This window comes from Actinoalloteichus fjordicus, assembly GCF_001941625.1.
GTDB lineage: Bacteria > Actinomycetota > Actinomycetes > Mycobacteriales > Pseudonocardiaceae > Actinoalloteichus_A > Actinoalloteichus_A fjordicus.
On the sequence record NZ_CP016076.1, the window covers coordinates 4,294,650 to 4,313,586 of the forward strand.

17 protein-coding genes are annotated in these 18,937 nt (G+C 70.9%); 7 read left to right on the forward strand and 10 right to left on the reverse strand.

The window, feature by feature from the left end:
- Positions 1-463 precede the first annotated feature (463 nt).
- On the reverse strand, positions 464-1,501 hold the full coding sequence (locus UA74_RS18295; RefSeq protein ID WP_075741359.1) for a sugar ABC transporter substrate-binding protein: 1,038 nt from the start codon (positions 1,499-1,501) through the stop codon (positions 464-466).
- 258 nt (positions 1,502-1,759) lie between these two features.
- On the opposite strand from UA74_RS18295, the gene UA74_RS18300 reads away from it, so the two are divergent.
- Positions 1,760-2,575: a FadR/GntR family transcriptional regulator gene (locus tag UA74_RS18300; protein WP_083683320.1), complete on the forward strand. Its 816-nt coding sequence runs from the start codon at positions 1,760-1,762 to the stop codon at positions 2,573-2,575.
- Between the two features lie 16 nt (positions 2,576-2,591).
- On the opposite strand, the gene UA74_RS18305 is transcribed toward UA74_RS18300, so the two are convergent.
- Complete coding sequence (locus tag UA74_RS18305; RefSeq protein WP_232237318.1) at positions 2,592-3,437, reverse strand: SDR family oxidoreductase; 846 nt, start codon at positions 3,435-3,437, stop codon at positions 2,592-2,594.
- Positions 3,438-3,743: 306 nt separating this feature from the next.
- Here UA74_RS18305 and UA74_RS32995 point away from each other — a divergent pair, with 306 nt between their 5' ends.
- The gene (locus UA74_RS32995; RefSeq protein ID WP_198042770.1) at positions 3,744-6,056 is read left to right on the forward strand and encodes an eCIS core domain-containing protein; all 2,313 of its coding nucleotides are present in this window, start codon (positions 3,744-3,746) and stop codon (positions 6,054-6,056) included.
- 419 nt (positions 6,057-6,475) lie between these two features.
- On the opposite strand, the gene UA74_RS18320 is transcribed toward UA74_RS32995, so the two are convergent.
- Both UA74_RS18320 and UA74_RS32100 read right to left on the reverse strand, forming a co-directional pair.
- The gene (locus UA74_RS18320) at positions 6,476-7,168 is read right to left on the reverse strand and encodes a hypothetical protein (RefSeq protein ID WP_075764998.1); all 693 of its coding nucleotides are present in this window, start codon (positions 7,166-7,168) and stop codon (positions 6,476-6,478) included.
- Positions 7,165-7,380, reverse strand: a complete 216-nt coding sequence (locus tag UA74_RS32100; RefSeq protein ID WP_157442275.1) for a hypothetical protein — start codon at positions 7,378-7,380, stop codon at positions 7,165-7,167. The genes UA74_RS18320 and UA74_RS32100 overlap by 4 nt, the downstream gene beginning before the upstream one ends.
- Before the next feature lie 247 nt (positions 7,381-7,627).
- Here UA74_RS32100 and UA74_RS18330 point away from each other — a divergent pair, with 247 nt between their 5' ends.
- Entirely contained in the window at positions 7,628-8,521 is an 894-nt protein-coding gene (locus UA74_RS18330) for a helix-turn-helix domain-containing protein (protein WP_083683322.1), read from the forward strand.
- A 17-nt stretch (positions 8,522-8,538) separates the two neighbouring features.
- On the forward strand, positions 8,539-8,733 hold the full coding sequence (locus tag UA74_RS18335; RefSeq protein WP_075741363.1) for a DUF397 domain-containing protein: 195 nt from the start codon (positions 8,539-8,541) through the stop codon (positions 8,731-8,733).
- Positions 8,734-9,196: 463 nt separating this feature from the next.
- On the opposite strand, the gene fdhA is transcribed toward UA74_RS18335, so the two are convergent.
- Entirely contained in the window at positions 9,197-10,420 is a 1,224-nt protein-coding gene (gene fdhA, locus UA74_RS18340; protein WP_075741364.1) for a formaldehyde dehydrogenase, glutathione-independent, read from the reverse strand.
- A gap of 528 nt (positions 10,421-10,948) precedes the next feature.
- Between fdhA and UA74_RS18345 the strand changes: the two genes are divergently transcribed.
- Together UA74_RS18345 and UA74_RS18350 are read left to right on the forward strand one after the other, a co-directional pair.
- A complete protein-coding gene (locus tag UA74_RS18345) occupies positions 10,949-11,425 on the forward strand; it encodes an SDR family NAD(P)-dependent oxidoreductase (protein ID WP_075741365.1) in 477 nt (158 codons plus the stop codon).
- 2 nt (positions 11,426-11,427) lie between these two features.
- Complete coding sequence (locus tag UA74_RS18350) at positions 11,428-11,871, forward strand: PaaI family thioesterase (protein WP_075741366.1); 444 nt, start codon at positions 11,428-11,430, stop codon at positions 11,869-11,871.
- A gap of 135 nt (positions 11,872-12,006) precedes the next feature.
- Here the strand turns inward: UA74_RS18350 and UA74_RS18355 are convergent, their stop codons facing one another.
- Entirely contained in the window at positions 12,007-12,999 is a 993-nt protein-coding gene (locus UA74_RS18355; RefSeq protein ID WP_075741367.1) for a GlxA family transcriptional regulator, read from the reverse strand.
- 458 nt (positions 13,000-13,457) lie between these two features.
- Between UA74_RS18355 and UA74_RS18360 the strand changes: the two genes are divergently transcribed.
- Positions 13,458-14,177 carry a DJ-1/PfpI family protein gene (locus UA74_RS18360; protein ID WP_075765003.1) on the forward strand — a complete coding sequence of 240 codons (720 nt, stop codon included), beginning with the start codon at positions 13,458-13,460 and terminating at the stop codon, positions 14,175-14,177.
- Positions 14,178-14,228: 51 nt separating this feature from the next.
- Here UA74_RS18360 and UA74_RS18365 read toward each other — a convergent pair whose 3' ends face one another.
- From UA74_RS18365 to UA74_RS18380, 4 genes are all read right to left on the reverse strand, one after another.
- On the reverse strand, positions 14,229-14,690 hold the full coding sequence (locus UA74_RS18365; protein ID WP_075765005.1) for an SRPBCC family protein: 462 nt from the start codon (positions 14,688-14,690) through the stop codon (positions 14,229-14,231).
- Positions 14,691-15,216: 526 nt separating this feature from the next.
- Positions 15,217-16,221, reverse strand: coding sequence for an ABC transporter permease (locus tag UA74_RS18370; RefSeq protein ID WP_075765007.1), 1,005 nt, complete (start codon positions 16,219-16,221; stop codon positions 15,217-15,219).
- Complete coding sequence (locus UA74_RS18375; protein ID WP_232237319.1) at positions 16,218-17,348, reverse strand: ABC transporter permease; 1,131 nt, start codon at positions 17,346-17,348, stop codon at positions 16,218-16,220. The genes UA74_RS18370 and UA74_RS18375 overlap by 4 nt, the downstream gene beginning before the upstream one ends.
- Positions 17,341-18,930, reverse strand: coding sequence for a sugar ABC transporter ATP-binding protein (locus tag UA74_RS18380; RefSeq protein WP_232237320.1), 1,590 nt, complete (start codon positions 18,928-18,930; stop codon positions 17,341-17,343). Before UA74_RS18380 ends, UA74_RS18375 begins: the two co-directional genes overlap by 8 nt.
- Positions 18,931-18,937: the final 7 nt, after the last annotated feature.

Consider the following 18,937-nt stretch of genomic DNA (forward strand, 5'->3'; position numbering starts at 1 on the left):
TGTGTCGCGGTGCGGCGGGGATTGCGCAGTCGGGGCGGACGGGCGCGCATCCGGCGTCGGAGGGGCTCACGCCTGGATGCGCGGGCGGCCGGTGCCGCCGCAGGCCCGAGACCGCGTCGTCGAGGCCGCAGGGCGACGGCCGGGGCCGGGGTTCGTCGCGCGCCGTGCGGCGGTCGAGCCGGAACCGGCCGATCCCCTGCCGTGCTGGGACATCCGACCGAGAACGACTCGGTATGAGCCGTTCATCGACTCGGCGGACCTTGCGGTTCCGTGCCGTCGTGCGAATTCGTCGAGTTCGTGGGCGGTCCCCCGGTCCCTTCGTCACAAAGGTCTGCGGCCTGCCGGAATCGGTGCCCGCGTCGGCTACTCCGTCTCGTTCTCGTTCTGCGCGGGCGGGTTGTCCGCCCGGTCTTCGCCGGCCCGCCTGCTCGACCGATTCCGCCGTGCAGGCTGCGGCGCCGGTTCAGCCCACGGTGTTGCCCCACAGCGCGGGATCTTCGACGTTGTCGATGTCGACCAGTGGTGTCGGCAGTTGGTCCTCCAGTAGGCCGTTGGGCAGTTCGACGATCTCGCTGCCGTGCGCGGTCGGTCCCGGCGCGAAGGTCTCGCCTGCCATCGCGGCCTTGAGGTAGGACAGGGCCGTGCCTGCGTAGCCGTCGGCGGGCTGGGAGAGCGTTGCGTCGATCTCGCCTCGGCGGATCGCGTCGAGTTCCTGCGGGATGCCGTCGTTGGAGACGATGACGATGTGGTCGGCGTGGCCGCGTTCGTGCAGCATTCCCCGGCCGCGCAGGGTCTGGAGCGCGGGCGCCAGGTACACCCCGCCCGCCTGGAGGTAGACGCCCGCGATGTCGGGTTCGGCGGTGAGGAGGCCGTCGAGCTGCGCGGCGGCCGTCTCGCCGTCCCAGTTCGCCGGGATGTCGAACACCTCGATGTCGGGGTGCCGCCGGGCCATGCAGTCGTGGAAGGCCTCGGACCGCTCTCGACCGTTCACCGAGGACAGATCGCCCTGGATCTGGACCACCTTCCCGGCGCCGATCTCCTCCCCCAGATAGCGGCAGGCCTGGTCGCCGTAGGCGCGGTTGTCGGCGCGCACCACCATGACGACCTCGCCGTCCTCCGGGGCGACGTCCACGGCGACGACGGGGACGCCGCGCCGCTGCGCCTGGTTGAGCCCCGCGACGATGGCCGCACTGTCCAACGGGGCGACCACCAGACCGGCCACCCCCTGGTTCAGCAGGTTGTTGATGTCGGTGATCTGCTGCGCCGGGTCGCCCGCCGAGTTCACCGTCGGCAGCACGTCGACGTCCTGTTCGGCGGCCAGCTCCGGGACGTAGTCGTTGTAGGACTGCCAGAACGGCGAGGTGAGCATCGGGAGCACCACGCCGACGTGACCGCCGTCCCCGACGGGTCCGAGGATGTCGGCGGTGGTCCCGCAGCCTGCGATCAGGAACACCGCCAGTGCCGTCGTCGAGAGTCGCCGTCGCCGTCCGCCCGTGCCCATGTCCGTCTCCTCGGCTGTCGACCGGCGCCCGAGACGAATCGCCTCATTGTCCGACCATTCCGGACCGCGACAATGTCCGAACAGCCGACTACGCCGTGTTTCTCGGAGATTTCTCCACTATTACGCGGAATTGGTAGGATCACTTCTACTCGCGGGGGCGAAAGCGTGTCAAGAGCCGCACCGCAGGCCGCTCCTCACCACAGTCGGCGTCGATCACCGCCGATCGGCCGAGTCGGCTAGACCGAGAGGACGGACGGAATGGACACCGTGCGAGACGAGTTCCCCGGCCGATTCCCGGATCGCTCGTCCACGAGCGTCGACTCCGCCGGGCGGGCTCCGGCTCGCACGGCGCCCGCAGCCTCGGCGAGCGGTGCGGCCGCCGAGGCGGGCCGGACGTCCGTCACCCAGCGGACGATCGAGCAGGTGAAGACGATGATCGCCGAGGGCGAGCTGGTCGCTGGCCAACAACTGCCGACCGAACGGGACTTCGCCGCGCTGCTGGGGATCTCCCGAGGCTCGGTGCGCGAGGCGATCCGCGCGCTGACGATCCTCGGCATCCTGGAGACCCGCCACGGCGCGGGCGTCTACGTGACGGGGCTGCGCCCGGGTGATCTGCTGGAGACCTTCGGCGTGGTCGCCGAGATCTCCCGAGGCCAGACGCTCGTCGAGCTGTTACAGGTGCGGCGGGTGCTCGAATCGGCGGCCACCGCGACCGCCGCCGCCCGCATCACCGAGGCGCAACTGGCCGACGTCGCCGAACACCTGGATCGCATCGGGCGCGGCGGCAGCGTGGAGGAGATCGTCGCCGCCGACCGCGACTTCCACCAGACGATCGTGCACGCGGCGGGCAATGATCTGCTGACCGCGATGCTCGACGGCCTGTCCTCCCGCACCTTCCGGGCCAGGGTGTGGCGGGGCCACGAGGACGCGGCGGCGGTCGGCAGGCTGTGGCAGGAGCACGAACGGATCTACCTCGCCCTGGCCGCCCGCGATCCCGATGCGGCCCGGGCTGCGGCGGCGGCCCACGTCTTGGAGGTGGAGAACTGGCTCGCCGCCAACCTCACCGGACGCTGACCGCCGCCGTCCGAGTTCAGGGCCGCCAGTCGTCGGTGGGCAGCCCCAACCCTGCCTCGACGCCCATCAGTGACACGCCCCCGTCCACCCGCATCGAGGCACCGGTGACATAGGACGCGGCAGGCGAGGCGAGGAAGGCCGTCAGCGCCGCGACCTCCGAGACGCCACCAGGTCTGCCCAGCGGAACGCCCGGCCGGGGCAGGTCGCGGGGATCGACGTCCTCGCGCCGGGTCATCGCGGTGTTGATCTCGCCGGGAGCGACCGCGTTGACGGTGATCCCGTAGCGGCCGAGTTCGAGAGCCATCACCTTGCACAGTGCGCCCGCGCCCGCCTTGGCCGCCGAGTAGGCCGCGAAGCCTGCGCGGGGCAGGTGCTCGTGCACGCTGGTGATCGTGATGATCCGACCGCCCCGGCCAGCGGTGATCATCCGCCGGGCGGCCCGCTGGGAACAGAGGAACACCGCGTCCAGGTCGACGCGCTGCGTCAGGCGCCAGGTCTCGTAGGAGGTGTCGAGGAAGTTCTCGTCGGTGGTGATCCCGGCGTTGTTCACCAGGATGTCGAGGCCGCCCAGATCCTCGGCCAGTTCGTCGATCACGTCGGCGGCCTCGGGCAGCTCGGTCAGCTCCACCTGCCGGATCGCGGCCCGCACCCCCAGGGCGCGAACCTGCTCGGCGACGGCCCGTGCGGCCCGGTCCTCGGTGCGGAAGGTGATGCCCACGTGGACGCCCTGCCGGGCCAATTCGATGGCGACCGCCCGGCCGATGCCGGACTCCGAGCCGGTGACCACGGCGACGCGGTCCCCGGCCGTACCGTCCGAGGGCAACGGGGCGAGCGGGGTGGGCATGCTGATGGAGTCGCTCATGGGTCCGGGATATACCCGAAGGCGCCCCGCCGCGCACGACGGATGAGCTGATCCGTCCTGGCGAGCAGGCCGAACGGCGTGTCCGCCTGCTCGCCACGCGATGGCCGGACTAGCACGGCGTCCCCGCAGCACGCCCTTCCGCCCGCGCCGATGCGAGGCTCGACGGCCCTGATCGCCGAGCCGTCGCGCCTTCCTGACCGGCCCGGGGGCAAGCGGTGTGCCCACGTGTTGCCCTCCTGGTCCTGGCACGGCGGGCCTGGTGCAGGTATCCAGGTGGAGTGTCCGCCCCGACCCTGTGGAGAGATCATGCGCGCCCAGGAGAAGCAGGATCAGACCGAACCGCCGCGCCGGAGGCGGGAACCGACCGTCGACACCGACGTGCCCTCGGTGCCGGATCGTCTGACGCCCGCCGGGGTGTACGCGTTGCAACGCAGCGTCGGCAACGCCGCCGTCGCCCGGCTGTTGGCCGGTCGTCCCGAGGCCCCGGCGGACGGGCCTGCCGGACAGCACACATCGGTGCCGGACGTGCTGCGCTCGTCGGGACGGCCGCTGGACGAGGCGACCCGCGACGACATGGAGTCCAGGCTGGGCGCGGACTTCTCGGACGTGCGGGTGCACACCGGCACGGCGGCCCGGCGCTCGGCGGCCGAGATCGGCTCACGGGCCTACACCTCGGGCAACCACGTAGTGATCGGGGATGGCGGTGGTGACCGGCACACGCTCGCCCACGAGCTTGTGCACGTGATGCAGCAGCGTTCGGGTCCGGTGTCGGGTACCGACGACGGATCGGGTCTGAGCGTGTCGGACCCGTCGGACCGATTCGAGCGCGAGGCGGAGCAGACCGCGCACCGGGTGATGTCCCGACGGCCGTCGGCACCGGCTCGGCTCGCGGCGGCGGGGCCGTCCGGCACGGTTCAGCGCGCACCGGGAACGGAGGTCCAACGGGCGGCGGGCGATCCGCCGGGCGCGCAGCTCTCCCTGCGCAGTCTGGCGCGTCGATGGAAGACCCAGTCCTTCTTCTCGCTCACCACGGGGCGGTCTGGTGAGCTGCAACGGGTGGACGCCGCCGTCGACGCGTGGCGGCGGGCAGAGGCCGAGGACCCGTCCTCGAACCACCCGGATCTGCTGCGCGCCGTCCAACAGGCCGTCCGGGACTGGCGGGCCGCCAAGGCAGGCGGCGGCACGAGCTTCCGAGGCGTGCACGTCAACAGCCTGGCGCGGCGGGTTGCCCTCGTCCTCGGTGAGGGGCCCGCACCCTCGACAGGCAGTCCCACGGAGGGCGTCGAGGAGGAGGACTCCGAGGTGCTTCCGGTGGTGGAGGCACCCGGCGGCGGCGACCTGGCGGAAGAGGAGCGCGCGCCCTCGGAACGGGTGCCGTCGAAGCACGCCCCGTCCGGGCGGTCCCCGTCGCCGGGGGACGGCGAGAAGAGCGAGGAGGAGTTCTTCAGTGACCAGGACATCGAGGAGAACGTCACCCTGAGCGAGAGTGATTCCGACAGCGGCGCCGAAGGCGACCCGTGGATCTACTCCACGAGCGGGAACGTGGCGATCGGCAGACGCTCCCAGACCAAGGACCTCTACGCGGCGGAGTCCGTCATCGCCACGGCGAACGCGGAGCTCGAGGCCTCCGGCGCGGCCGTGCGGCTCAGGAAGGCGGACGGGGAGGTGCCCGGCGAGTTGGCCGAGCGCGGACTCACGAAGTGGCGGCCGGTGATCGTGGCGGGCGGTCAGGAGCGCGGCGACGAGGACATGCTGAGTCCGGACCAGTGCATCGAGGTCGCTCGCGACGTCACGGGCAAGTCGCTGAACAAGGTGCTGCTCGCCCCGGACGAGGGCACGACGGAGCGGGTGGAGCATGACCAGCGGCCGGACGACGTGATCGGTCTGACCTCGTACCCTCGCCTGGTCACCCGACCGGGCATGACGCCCGGCGGCCTCGCCCGCCGCCTCCCCAGCGACGACGGATACCTGCTGTTCAGCTGGCGGAACGTCGACGTCGACGTCGACATCGAGGAGGAACACGAGGGGGAGGTCGTGCCTGCCATGAAGGCAGTCCGCACCGCACTCACCGATGCTGGCATGCCGCTGGGGCACGCCAGCACGCTGCTGAACGCGATGAGATCCCAGGTGCTGGAGACGTACCCGGCCCTGCAACAGATCCTGGTCGACCGCCTGGAGGACGCCGGGGTGTTTGACCGGGAGCCCACGGACGACACCAAGAACAGCATCCAGACCACCACGGGGAACGTGGCCCGGCTCGCCAAGTCGCGCTACCGGCCGTACGACCGGCCCGATCCGGAACGGGACGGGCGGCTGGGGATCAACGAGTCGGCCGACGCCCGCGTCGGCGAGGCGCTCGCGATCTACTCCACGCGGGGCCGGTCGAGGGCCGAACAGGTGGCGGACCAGGAGTCCGGCGCCAGACCGCCGTGGGCGTACCACTTCGCGGGCGTCGTGCTCACCGACGGCGAGGACAAAGTCACCCTGGAGAACTACAACCGCCGAGGGAAGCCGAATGCGAACAGGATGTGGTATTTCGCCCTGTACGGTCCCGGACGCACGTTCCACGAGGCGCACCGGGAGACGGTCACCGGAGCACTCACCCTCGCCATGAGGTGAGCGGCCGCCGGTGCTCAAGTCCGGCGGGGCGGCGAGTCCGACGTGCTCCGCCGAGGAGCGGGTAGGCCGGGATTCGCCTCCGCTCCACCGACGGCAGCAGGCTGGTCGACTACCCCGAGTGTGGTCGTGACGACGGCGTGCCGAACACCGCGAGACAGAACCATCGGGTCGGCCGGTGACCGTCGGGTCCCGGTGCCGGGCGAGGTCCCGGCATGCGGGCCGCTGTCCCGGTCCCATGGTGGTCGACGGGTCCACGTGAGCCATGGCGCGCCCGGCGGGCGGGAGCGCGCCTCCCGCGACCGCGTCCATCCACTTCAGCCGAACGCGCCTCGCCGATCCGCATTCCCGACCCGCCGCCGAGCCGCCCGCGGATCGACGAGGTCGCCTGCGGATCGCGGTGTGATCGGCGAGGCGCTGCCTCAGTCCTCGCCCGTCGGCGGGCGGCCGTCGCGTCTGCGTGCCGAACCGCCTCGGGTGCGCGGGCGCCCACAGCACGCCGGACCACCTGCGAAGACTCGACATCGGCGTGGCAGCATGCCGCCCAGTCTGCGACTCACCGCGGCACCCGCCGCCGTCCCGGCCGCGCCCTCCGCGCCCATCACCATCAGGGAGGCGGCGAGACAGACCCCGCAGGGCATCCCCGTCGCCGCGTCGATGACGTCCAGGATGTCGAGGTCGACGACCGGCAGCTCCGCCCCGCATCGCGCCCGCAGCACGGCGGGGGCCGGGTCCGGCGGCGGACAGACGTGCACCAGTCTGCCCGGCTCAGGAGCGAGGCCGCTGCGGAGCCGGACCAGCCGCACGGGATCGAACTCCAGGACGTTCGGCGGCGGCGGCCTCCGCCCGGCGGCGACCTCCGCGCACTCCCAGCACAGCCGGTATCCCGGTGCGTCGGCGCCGCCTTCGGCACCCTCCCCGGTTCCGACGCCCCAGTCGCCGGGCTCACCGCAGGCGATCTCGGGTGCACCGCCGACGATCAGCGAGCGGCAGCAGAGGGTGACCACCACGGTCCCGATCTCCGGTCGCAGTCCGGCGACGAGATGCCGGTCGCGACGCAGGCCTGCCTCGGACGTGGTGTCCTCGGCGAACCAGGCGTCACGGTCATCGGTCATCGGTTCGCCGCCACCCGCGTCTCCGCAGCACGTATCCGCGCCCAGTCGCGCCTGCTCGGGCTTCTGCGCCGGGGATGGGACTCGCGCCAGCAACGCCAGGCGCAGTCGAGCGCGCCGAAGCCCAGCAGCACGATGCCCGTCGTGGCCACCACCGGGAACAGATGGTCTCCGGCGGTGTCCAGCACACCGCTCAGGAACTGATTTCCCATCATCTCCTCCATGAATGTCTCGGCAGGCGAGCCCGTCGCCGATCCGCGTGCGGACGTCGCGCGGGCAGGACGGCGATCCGAGGCGGTCGCCGCCCCGGTCGTCCCGGTCGATCCCGTTCTGCGATCGAAGAGGATCAGCGACACGCCCTCGGCAGGCAAGGTATCGAACCCTGTTCGCAAAACCTGAATTCAAGATTGAAATTCAGCCTTCCGAGTGAGGCCGACGACACGATGATGATCTTTGGGTACGGTGGGTGGCCGCGAACCGCTGCCCGCGCAGGAAGGCAAGGCTGAGATGTCCCTCGGACCCACCGCGCGGCGGCGCAGACTCGGTACCTCGCTCACCGAACTTCGGGCGAGTGCCCGGAGAAGCCTGGCCGAGGCGGCAGAGCACATCGGCTGCAGTGCCGGGAAGATCCGAAACTGGGAGGCCGGGCGGTCCGGCATCAAGAAGTTCGAGCTGACGGCACTGCTCGACTACTACGAGACACCCGAGAGAGTACGGTCCCTGCTGGAAGAACTGCGCAGAGAGGGCGCACAACGCGGATGGTGGTCGACTTATCGGCTGCCCGAGTGGTTCAAACCCTATGTCGGACTCGAACAGGCCGCCTCGGAAGTGCACAACTTCGAGATCGAGCTGATTCCCGGACTGCTGCAGACCGAGGCCTACGCGCGCGAGATCCACTCGGCGGGTCGGCATATCACGGACCCGGCCGATGTGGAGAAGCGCGTCGCCGCCAGGATGGAACGACAGCAGCGGCTGACCGCGCCCGTACCGCTTGAGCTGCGTGCCGTGGTCAGCGAGTCCGCGCTGTACCGACAGATCGGCGGGCCGGCGATCATGACGGAGCAGCTGCACCACCTGCGACGGCTGGGCCGACTTCCTAATGTGATTCTTCAAGTACTTCCCAACAGCGTCGGTACTCATCCGAGTCTGGCGGGCGGATTCACCCTTCTCCGCTTCGTTGAACAGGCGGACCCCGATGTGGGATGGTCGGAGAATCCCTTGGGCGGTCATGTGATCGAGGATCGCGACGACGTCGCAGCCTTGACATTCATGTTCGACGAGCTGCGCGGGCTTGCTCTGTCCAAACGAGAGACCGCACAGCTCATCGCTAGGATAGTCGCGGAATTCACTCCCTGAGAAGGAAGAGGCGCGGCGTGCATCCATTGACCAGTGTCCGGTGGCGTACCAGTAGTCGCAGCGCCAACGGCGGCCAGTGCGTCGAGATCGGGCAGACCGCCGATGTCGTCGGCATCCGCGATACGAAGAATCGTCAGGGCGGCGTGCTCACCATGGCACCTCGCACATTCGGCGCTTTCCTGTCCGCGGCCAAACACGATCGACTCGGCTGACCACCCAGTACGCCGTAGGATCACCGTCGGCGACGTGGCGAGAATCGGCGGGAACGCGGTGCGAATCCCGGCCGTTCTCTTCGACCGGTAAGCCGTCAGAAGGATCGGTCTTATCCACCGAGGGGTCGCACTTCCCGCCTGCCTCGTCGACGATTCAATCAGCAGACGAAAGACCGTAGGACGGTCGTTCGATCCACGGTCGTTCGATCCACGGTCGTTCGAAATCTCGGCAGGACGGATCATCGCGACCGGTCGACGCGGTGCGGGGGCAACCGCGCGTGAGTGTCCGGTGATTCCCACTGTCTGTCGCGGGCCCGCCGTCTTCGGTGTGCCCTCGGGTGTACACCCGGGGACCGGCTCGGCGCCGAAGCGCACCGAGCCGGTCCCCGCGCAGCAGCGCGCGACGGTGCCCGACGGGAAGGAGTCTCCGGCGGCCTGCCGGGTCCTGCCTGCCCGAATCGCCTCAGCCTCGCTGAGGAAGCAGGCCGTGCGGGTCGAGCACGTACTTGCGGGCCGCGCCCTCATCGAACTCCTGGTAGCCGCGCGGCGCCTCGGTGAGCGGGATGGTCCTCGCATCGACCGCCTTGGCGATCTGCACCCGGTCGTGCAGGATCGCCATCATCAGCTGACGGTGATACCGCATCACGGGGCACTGCCCGGTGGCGAAGGAGTGCGACTTCGCCCAGCCGAGCCCGAAGTTGAGCGACAGCGATCCCTGCCGCGCCGCGGCGTCGGCCGCACCGGGATCGCCGGTGACGTACAGGCCGGGAATGCCGAGCGAGCCGCCCGCCCTGGTGAGGTCCATCAGCGAGTTGAGCACCGTCGCGGGCTTCTCGGTGCCCGCGTCACGCCCGTGGCCGCGCGCCTCGAACCCGACGGCGTCCACCGCCGAGTCGACCTCCGGCACGCCGAGCAGCTGCTCGATCTGATCCCTCGGCTCGCCCTGCGAGATGTCGATGGTCTCGCACCCGAAGCTGCGGGCCTGCGCGAGCCGATCGGCGTTGAGGTCGCCGACGATGACCACCGCCGCGCCGAGCAGTTGCGCGGATGCGGCGGCGGCGAGCCCGACGGGACCGGCTCCGGCGATGTACACCGTCGATCCGACGCCCACCCCGGCCGTGACACAGCCGTGGAAGCCGGTCGGGAAGATGTCCGACAACATCGTGAGGTCCAGGATCTTCTCCATCGCCTGATCACGATCAGGGAAGCGCAGCAGGTTCCAGTCGGCGTAGGGCACCATCACGTACTCGGACTGACCGCCGACCCACCCACCCATGTCGACGTATCCGTAGGCGGAGCCTGCGCGGTCCGGGTTGACGTTCAGACAGATCCCGGTCTGGCCCTCTTTACAGTTCCGGCACCGGCCGCAGGCGATGTTGAACGGCACCGAGACGAGATCGCCCTGCTTGACGAACTCGACGTCCCGGCCCGTCTCCACGACCTCACCGGTGATCTCGTGGCCGAGCACCAGACCTTCCGGCGCCGTGGTCCTGCCGCGAACCATGTGTTGATCCGAGCCGCAGATGTTCGTGGCGACGTTCTTCAGGATCACGCCGTGATCGCAGCGCCGTCCCACGTTGGCCGGGTTGACGCCGGGACCGTCGCGGAGGGTGAGACTGGGATAGCCGATGTCACGAACCTCGACTGCGCCCTTGCCGACATAGGCGATCGCCTTGTTCCCCGTCATCGATCTGTCACCTCGCTTCTGGTTCTGCGGTGCACACGGCGGCGTCGGACACCGTGACCGGCGTCACCTGGACCGAACCATCCTAGAAGCCCCCCGCGCCCCGTGCCATGGGACGAGGCGCCGGCCCCACTCGGCATCAAGCCTGGTGACCTGCGGTGATTCGCCGACGAGATTCGGATTCCGGCTGGGGAGCCCGACGCCACGTCCGAACCATCCGTCGCAGGAGAACGGCGCCGACCGCCGACGAGGTCACGGTTCGTCTGATCGACGGGAGGCGGTCGGCGCCCGCCACTCACCGCCGCAGGACGACCTCTCAGGGCCTGTCCTTGGTCCCCCTGGAGTCGTGAGCGGGGATCAGCGTGGGATGAGCTGCCAGGCGGAGGAAGGAGACATGACGGAGTGATGTCGACTGACGACAACGCCGCAGATCGCCGCCGCCTGCCCCGCGCAACAGGAAAGTGGGGATCGAAGACAGGCTCTTTCAGTCTGTCGCTCCGACGGCGCTGATCATCGACTAAGACTGGTCGGATGGGAATCCTGGACGGCAAGGCAGTGGTGATCACCGGGGCGGGTCGGGGGCTGGGCAGGGCCTACGCCCGGCATGCCGCAGGCAGGGGTGCCTCGGTACTGGTCAACGACGTCGATGTGGCGACGGCACATGCCGTGGTCGCCAAGATCCAGGCTGCGGGCGGGACGGAAGCGGCCCACGGCGGCTCGGTGGCCGACCCCGCCCAGGCGGAGTCGCTGATCAGCCAGTGGGTGGCGCGCTTCGGTGCGATCGACGGCGGCCTTCGATCCGCCGGGCCATGGCGTCGAACTCCTCGGCGAACATCTGCGATTCGACGTCGCGGCCTGCGGCGGCGAGGCGGGTCATCGCGACGGCACCCAGGCTGCCATCCTGACGACGTCGGTGGCGAGTGCGTCGAGGTCGGCGGGCCAGGGCAGTCGAGAACGTGTCAACCTGACACCGTCATTCTGACCGGCGAGACGGGCGGCAGACAGTGAGCATGCACAGGGAGGACGCCGTCCCGAGCGGCCTGGAACTGCTGCGAGCCGCACGGGGCCACGAGACCTCGGCAGGCATCGGTCTGCTGCTCGGCATGCGGTTCGAGGACATCGAGGACGGCAGGCTGACGCTCCGCTGCCGCACTCGCTCACAGTTCGCCAATCCGCTGGGCACGCTGCACGGCGGCATCCTCGCCACGCTGCTGGACTCGGCGATGGGCTGCGCCGTGCACACCACGCTCCCCGGCGGCATCGGCTACACGTCGGTGGACCTGGCGGTGAAGTTCCTGCGCCCCGGCTCGATCGACGACGTCGAACTGCTGGCGGAGGGCAGGGTCGTGCATCGGGGCAGGCGGACCAGCACGGCCGAGGGCACCGTGCACGACGCGGCGGGCAGGCTCCTCGCCACCGGCACCACGACCTGTCTGATCCTGCGGGACGACTGATCCGACGAGCGGGCGCCGTGCGACGGGAGGCGACGTCCACGGGGGTCGCGGCGCGCACCGGCGCGAGCGGCGGAGCCGACGTACCACGCAGGCGGCAGGCGCAGCAGAGGTCCACGGCGCCTGGCCGCGCGGTCGTCAGCGTGCCGACGCGACCGGAGTCGTTCGCCGCTGGTGCATCCGGCGGTAGGCCGAGGGCGTCGTGTCGTAGGCGTCCAGGAATGCCTGCCGCAGGGTCTCCCCGGTGCCGAATCCGCATCGGCGGGCGACGGTGCCCATCGGCAGCGCCGTGTCACTCAGCAGCACAGCCGCCGCCTCGGTCCGCACCGATCGGACGTATCGCGTGGGCGTGGTGTCCAGTTCCTCGGCGAAGAGCCGAGCCAGGTGGCGGGCGCCGATCCCGACGTGTCGGGCCAGGGCCGAGACCCGCAGATCGCCGTCGAGGTGGGTCAGCACATAGGCGGCCGCCTCGCGGACCGGTCCCGCGTCCGGCGGCCGCGCGGACAGGAAGAGACTCACCTGCGCCTGATTGCCGGGTCGCTGGAGATAGGTGACCATTCCCCTGGCGACCTGCCGGGCGATCACGGTTCCGTGATCGTCCTCGACGAAGGACAGCGCCAGATCGAGTCCGCTGGTCACCCCGGCCGAGGTGTAGACGTTGCCGTCCTGGACGAACAGCGGGGCCGGATCGAAGGACACCGCCGGGTACCGCCGGGCGATCTCGTCGAGGAAGATCCAGTGGGTGGTCGCCCGCCGACCATCGAGCAGGCCCGCACCGGCCAGCACGCTCGCCCCGGTGCACACCGAGGCGACCCGCCTGCTCATCGCGGCGATCCGGCGGACCTGGTCGGTGACGCGCACGTCCTCGGCAGCGGCACGATGCCCGTGGCCGCCCGCGACGATCAGCGTGTCCACCGGGCCCGCCACGCGCTCGAGCGGACAGTGCGGAGCCAGGACGATGCCGCAGGTGGTGCGGATCTCGCGACCGCCGAGGGTGGCCGTGGTGACCTGGTAGCCCGGTTGGGCTCCGAGGTGGTTCACGGCGTCGAGCACGTCCGCAGGGCAGGCGACGTCCAGCAACGTCGCGTCGGGGAAACCGACGATGACGACCCGACGCGGCTTCTCGGACACCCGGTGAGTCTAGCCGGCGGACACGCGCCGATCCGGCTCCCCGTCGGCGGCGCTGGCCTGGGCGCTGCGCCGCGCCCCGTCGTCTCGTGGGCCCACGACGGTGCCGTCACCGGCTCGGCCGCCGGGCATCGTTTCCCGCCGTCACCGGTCCTCCCGTCGGTCCCGGTCCCGTGCCCGAGGACCGCGCGATCGGTCTACGTCCGGCTCTCCCCCGCCAACCTCCCGCACCGAAGACCGCCCTTGCGCCGCACGGTTCGTTCCCCGAGAGCCACCCGGTCCCCTGCCGCACGCGACGCCTGCCGGGACATCCCGTCCCGCCGGAGGGATCGGCCCGCACGACGGTGCACCGGCACCAGTCCCGCCGGGATGCACCGGCACGCCCCGGGAATCGGACCGGCTTCGCAGGATCTCGGACATCGGCGTGGCGACGCGGGGTCGCCGAGGGCAGCGTGACGATCATGACTGAACAGCAGCGCACCATCGCTCTGATCGTGTATCCGGGGATGACCCCGCTGGATCTGGTCGGCCCCCTCCAGGTGTTGAGCGGACTGGCCGCGCTGGACTCGCGATTCCGGGTCGCCCTGGTCGCGGAGAACACCGACCCGATGCCGACCGACAGCCTGTTGCGGGTCTGCGCCGACCACGTCTTCGATCAGGTGCCCGACCCCTACGCGGTGATCGTGCCCGGCGGAATGGCGCCGACCATGCGGGCGATGACCGATGAGAAGCTCCAGGAGTACCTGCGAGACACCGCGCCCGGCGCGCATCTGATGGGCTCGGTGTGCACCGGGTCGCTGGTCCTCGGGGCGGCCGGTCTGTTGACGGGCCGGGAGGCGACGAGCCACTGGGCGTTCCTGCCGCTGCTGGCGGGCTTCGGCGCGACCCCGGTACGCCGCCGCTGGGTGGAGGACGGCCCGGTGCTCACCGCCGCGGGCGTCGCCGCAGGCATCGACATGGCCCTGCACCTGGTGGCCACCCTCGCGGGTGCGGAGGCCGCCCGCCGCGTCCAGCTCGTCATCGAGTACGATCCGGAGCCGCCGCTGGGGCCGCTGGACTGGGAGACCGCCGACACGGCGGCCTTCGCGCCGTCGCTGCCGGAGTACGCGCTGCGGGAGGGGCTCCGGGAGCACCCCGAGCTGCGGGCACGGCTGGCCGCGCACCTGTCGACACCGGTCTGACCGCGCGGAGTCGGGCGGCCGAGACCGCACCGCCCGACTCGGCCGCCGGATTCACGTCGTCTCGAGTGAACAGTCCTCGGCGGCGGCCTTGAGTCGATTGAGCCAGGTCAGCAGCGTGGTGTCGAGCAGCTCCTGCATGCCGTCGACGTCGGCCCGTATCGGGTCGCCGTCCCAGGACACCAGCGTGTCGACCAGGACGCCGAGATCGTGCGACCGGAACACCCACAGATGAGTGCCGGTGATGCCGCCGACGCGTCCCACCCACCGGGTCTGCTGCATGGGCTTCACGTCGAGGACGGTGGACGTGATGTCCAGGCCTGCCGGACGCAGACCGAACGACGTGCCCTCGGCGAGGACGGGCGCTCCGGTGACCTCGCGGACTTCGGGATGCCGCCTCGGCCAGCCCGTGACGTCGGTGTGCAGCCGCCAGATCGTCGCCAAGGGTGCGCGGATCACGATGCGGCGCCGCGCCAGGACGAGGGCGGCCGAGGCGGCGTCGCGATGGTCGGCCATCGAAGGATGTCCTCTCGGGGAACGGGATGAGCGGGTTCCGCCCGCACACGAGCGGGGAGGCGGGAGGCTGCGGTCCTCGGCCAGCTGCTCGGACTCGGTCCGACAATGACATCTGAGCCCTCAGCCGCTTCACCGAGCCGCGAAGAACCGGCCGGTCGGCGGCACGATCGATCAGTCCCCGGTCCCCGGCGCGGGGCACGATCCCGGCGGACACCGGAGGGATGCACGGTGTGCAGCCCGGTCATCCCGAGTCGCCCTCCGTCGCATGGGCGGGACGGCGCGCAGCCTGGTCGGGGTGCGCGCCCATGGCTCGTCGTCCGAGGACAGGTCGGCGGCCACGATCAACGGCGAGGACGAACTCCCCCGGCGAGATCGATCAGCCGCAGCCCCTTAAACCCGGCCCGAGCGGCCGGGGCGGTGACGCCCGCAGGCGCGCACCGGGTCGGGCGCGGCGGGCCGGGACTCGGCGAGACCGAACCCCGCACCGCGCCGCACCGGTTCCGGCCCGGCCGCGACGACGAGTGCCTCAGCGACGTTGCACCTTGGCCAGCCACTGCTGGAGGGTGACCACGACGAGCAGGATCGTGCCGCTGACGACGGCCTGCCAGTTGGAGTTCAGCGAGCCGACCTGGTTGATCACGTTCATGATCACCTGGAGCAGGAGCACGCCGACCAGGGTCCCGAGTACGGTGCCCGCACCGCCGGTGAGCAGGGTGCCGCCCAGCACGACGGCCGCGATCGCCTCCAGTTCCATCCCGACGCCCAGCACCGTCACCCCCGAAGAGGTGTAGGAGGCCATCAGCATCCCGCCGAAGCCCGCCAGCAGTCCGGAGGTGACGTAGGCGATGATCTTGGTCCGGACGACCGGCAGACCCATCAGGTCCGCCGCGTCCTCCTGGCCGCCGATGGCCAGCACCGTCGCACCGTAGGACGTGCGGTGCAGGACGATGCCGCCGAGGACGAAGGCGATGACGACCAGCCAGATCGGGAAGCCGATCCCCAGCAGCGAGCCCTGCGACAGCGTCCGGAACGCCGACTCGACGGGCACCTTGTAGGTGGTGGCGCCCTCGTCGCTGATGAGCAGCAGAACGCCGCGCGCGAACAGCAGTCCGGCGAGGGTCACGATGAACGGCGGCAGCCCGCCCCTGGCGATGATCAGCCCCTGCGCCAGTCCGATCGCGCCGCACACCAGCAGGGGCACCAGCAGCGCCGCCCAGGTCCCGTACTGAGCGCCCCAGGCGGCCAGGACGCCGCCGAGCGCGAACACCGAGCCCACCGACAAATCGATGCCCCCGGTCATGATCACGAACGTCATGCCGAGCGCGACCACCGCGAGGAACGACGCCTGCAGCCCGATGTTGGTCAGGTTGCCTCGGGTGCCGAAGGAGTCGAAGGCGAACGTGGCGGCGAGGACCGCGACGACGAGGATCACCAGCGCGCCCTGGCGCTGGGCCACGCGGGCCAGCCGCGCCCCGGTGCTCGGGACGCCCTGGCCTGCGGGCGGCGCGGTCGGGGCGACGGAGCCTGTCATGGTGACGCCTTTCTTCCCGATCGTCCCGGTCTCCCCGATCTCCGGCGACCGAGTTGTACGTAGACGGCGGCGATCACGATGACGGCCTGCACCACCTGCGCGGTGGAGTCCGGGATGTTGTGGAAGATCAGGGTCGCCGTGATGAGCTGCATCAGCAGGGCGCCTGCGATGGTGCCCGCGACGCGCACCTGACCACCGGACAGCGGGGTCCCGCCGATCACCACCGCCGTGATGGCCGACAGTTCGATGAGCAGGCCGAGCCGCGTCGGGTCGCTGGCTTGGGAACGCGCCGCCAGCAGCACGCCTGCCAGGGCGGCCAGCAGGCCGCAGACGACGTAGGTCGTGACCAGCACCCGCTTCACCGGCAGTCCGGCCAGTTCGGCGGCCCGCTGGTTGCCGCCGATGGCGACGAGCCTGCGACCGTAGAGCGTGCGCCGGACCGCGAACCACACGACCAGCGACACCACGGCGGCGATGAGCACCACGTAGGGGATGCCGAAGACGTTGCCGGAGCCCAGCATGACGATGCCCGGCTCGCGGATGCTCTTGATCTCGCCGCCGATGAGATTGGCGACGCCGCGACCGGCGACCATCAGACCCAGTGTCGCGACGATCGGCTGGACACCCACCCTGGCGATCAGCGAGCCCGCCACCGCCCCGGTGATGCACCCGGCGAGCAGCGCGATCAGGATCGCGACGGCGGCCCCGTAGCCGATGTACAGCGGGATCAGCGCGGCGGCCAGCGCCATCACGGCGCCCACCGAGAGGTCGATGCCCTGAGTGCCGATGACCAGCGCCATCCCCAGCGCCACGATCAGCACGGGCGCCACCTGGATGAGCTGCAGCCGCAGCGTCCCCTCACTGACGAAGTTCGGGGTGATCGCGACGTTCACCAGGATCAGCAGGGCCAGTGCCACGAAGACGCCGTTGCGGCGGATCCAGTCCGCGTCGATGCGGGGCCGCCGGAGCCAGGGCGGCCTGCCGGACCCGCCGGACTCCCCGCCGCCCGCGTCGGCGGAACCCGCCGCTGCCTCGCGTACCTGTCCGGTCCCGGACGAGGTCTCCTCGGCCGGGGATCGGGGCGCGTCCGGGTCCGGCCGCCGACCCGCCTGGGTGGAGTCAGTCACCCGCGTCCTCCTCGTTCTTCTCGGCCGCCGTGCCAGGATCGTGGGCCAGCGCCGCGAGCAGTTCGGCGGTCGTACGCTGCTCGCCGACCAGCTCCCGCACCACTCCGCCGTCGTGCAGCACGACGATCCGGTCGGCGCCCTCGACCAGCTCCTCCATCTCGCTGGAGATCAGCACGACCGCCAGGCCCTGTTCGGCGAGTTCGTCGATGAGCGACTGCACCTCGCTCTTGGCGCCGACGTCGATGCCTCTGGTCGGCTCGTCCAGCAGGAACACCTTCGGCTCCGTGCACAGCCACCGGGCGATCAGCACCTTCTGCTGATTGCCGCCGGACAGCTCCCGCACGGGCTGGGCCGGGCTCGACGCCTTGATGTGCAGCCGGGCCATGAAGGTCGCCACCAGGGCGTCGACCCTCGACTCCGACACCAGGCCCAGCCGGGAGAGCCGGGGCAGCACGGCGAGCGCGATGTTCTCTCGGACCGAGAGGTCCGGGATGATCCCCTCGGCCTTGCGGTCCTCCGACAACAGGGCGATGCCCGCCCGCAGGGCATGGCCGACCGAGTTCGTGCGCACCTCCGCACCGCCGACCCGGACGGTGCCCGCCTCGCGCGGCAGCGCGCCGTAGACGGCCTGCACCGTCTCGGTGCGACCGGAGCCGAGCAGTCCGCCGAGGCCGACCACCTCGCCGGGGCGGACGGTCAGGCCGACGTCGTGCAGGCTGCCCCTGACCTGGACACCGGACGCCGTGAGCACCGGCTCCCGGTCCTGTCGGTGGGTCTCGCCGAAGTCGGTGGCTCCGGTGCGGCGCACCTCCTCCAGGTCGCGGCCCAGCATGTGCGAGATGAGCGCCAGCCTGCTCAGGTCCGCCATCCGGCCGGTGTGCACCTGCCTGCCGTCGCGCAGGATGGTGACCCGGTCGCACAGCTCCCAGAGTTCGTCGAGCCGGTGCGAGACGAAGACCAGACCCACGCCCGCGTCGCGCAGGGTGCGCGCGACGCCGAACAGGGTGGCGACCTCCTTGGCCTCCAGCGACGACGTCGGCTCGTCCATGATCACCACGCGTGCCGAGACCGACATGGCCCGCGCCAGCGCCACCATCTGCTGGACGCCGAGGCCGAGCCTGCCGAGGTCGGAGCGGACGTCGACGTCGAGGCCGAGGGACTCGACCAAGGCGGCGGCCTCGCGGTTCATCCGCGCGACGTCGATGAGACCGAGCCGGGTCCTCGGCTCGCGACCGAGGAAGATGTTGCGGGCCACCGACAGCAGCGGCACCAGGTTGACCTCTTGGTAGATGGTGGAGATCCCGGCCCGCTGGGCGTCGGCGGGCCGGTGGAAGTCGACGGGGGCGCCCGCGAATCGGACCTCCCCTTCGTCGGGCGGATGGACGCCCGTCAGCACCTTGATCAGCGTGGACTTGCCCGCGCCGTTCTCGCCGACCAGGGCGTGGATCTCACCGGCGGCAAGCCGGAAGTCGACACCGCGCAAGGCGCGCACGCCGCCGAACGACTTGGTGACGCCCTCGGTCTCCAGAACGGCGGCCGCCACGCGCTGCCGAGGCGGGTCGGTGCTGGTGGAGCTGCTCACGACGACG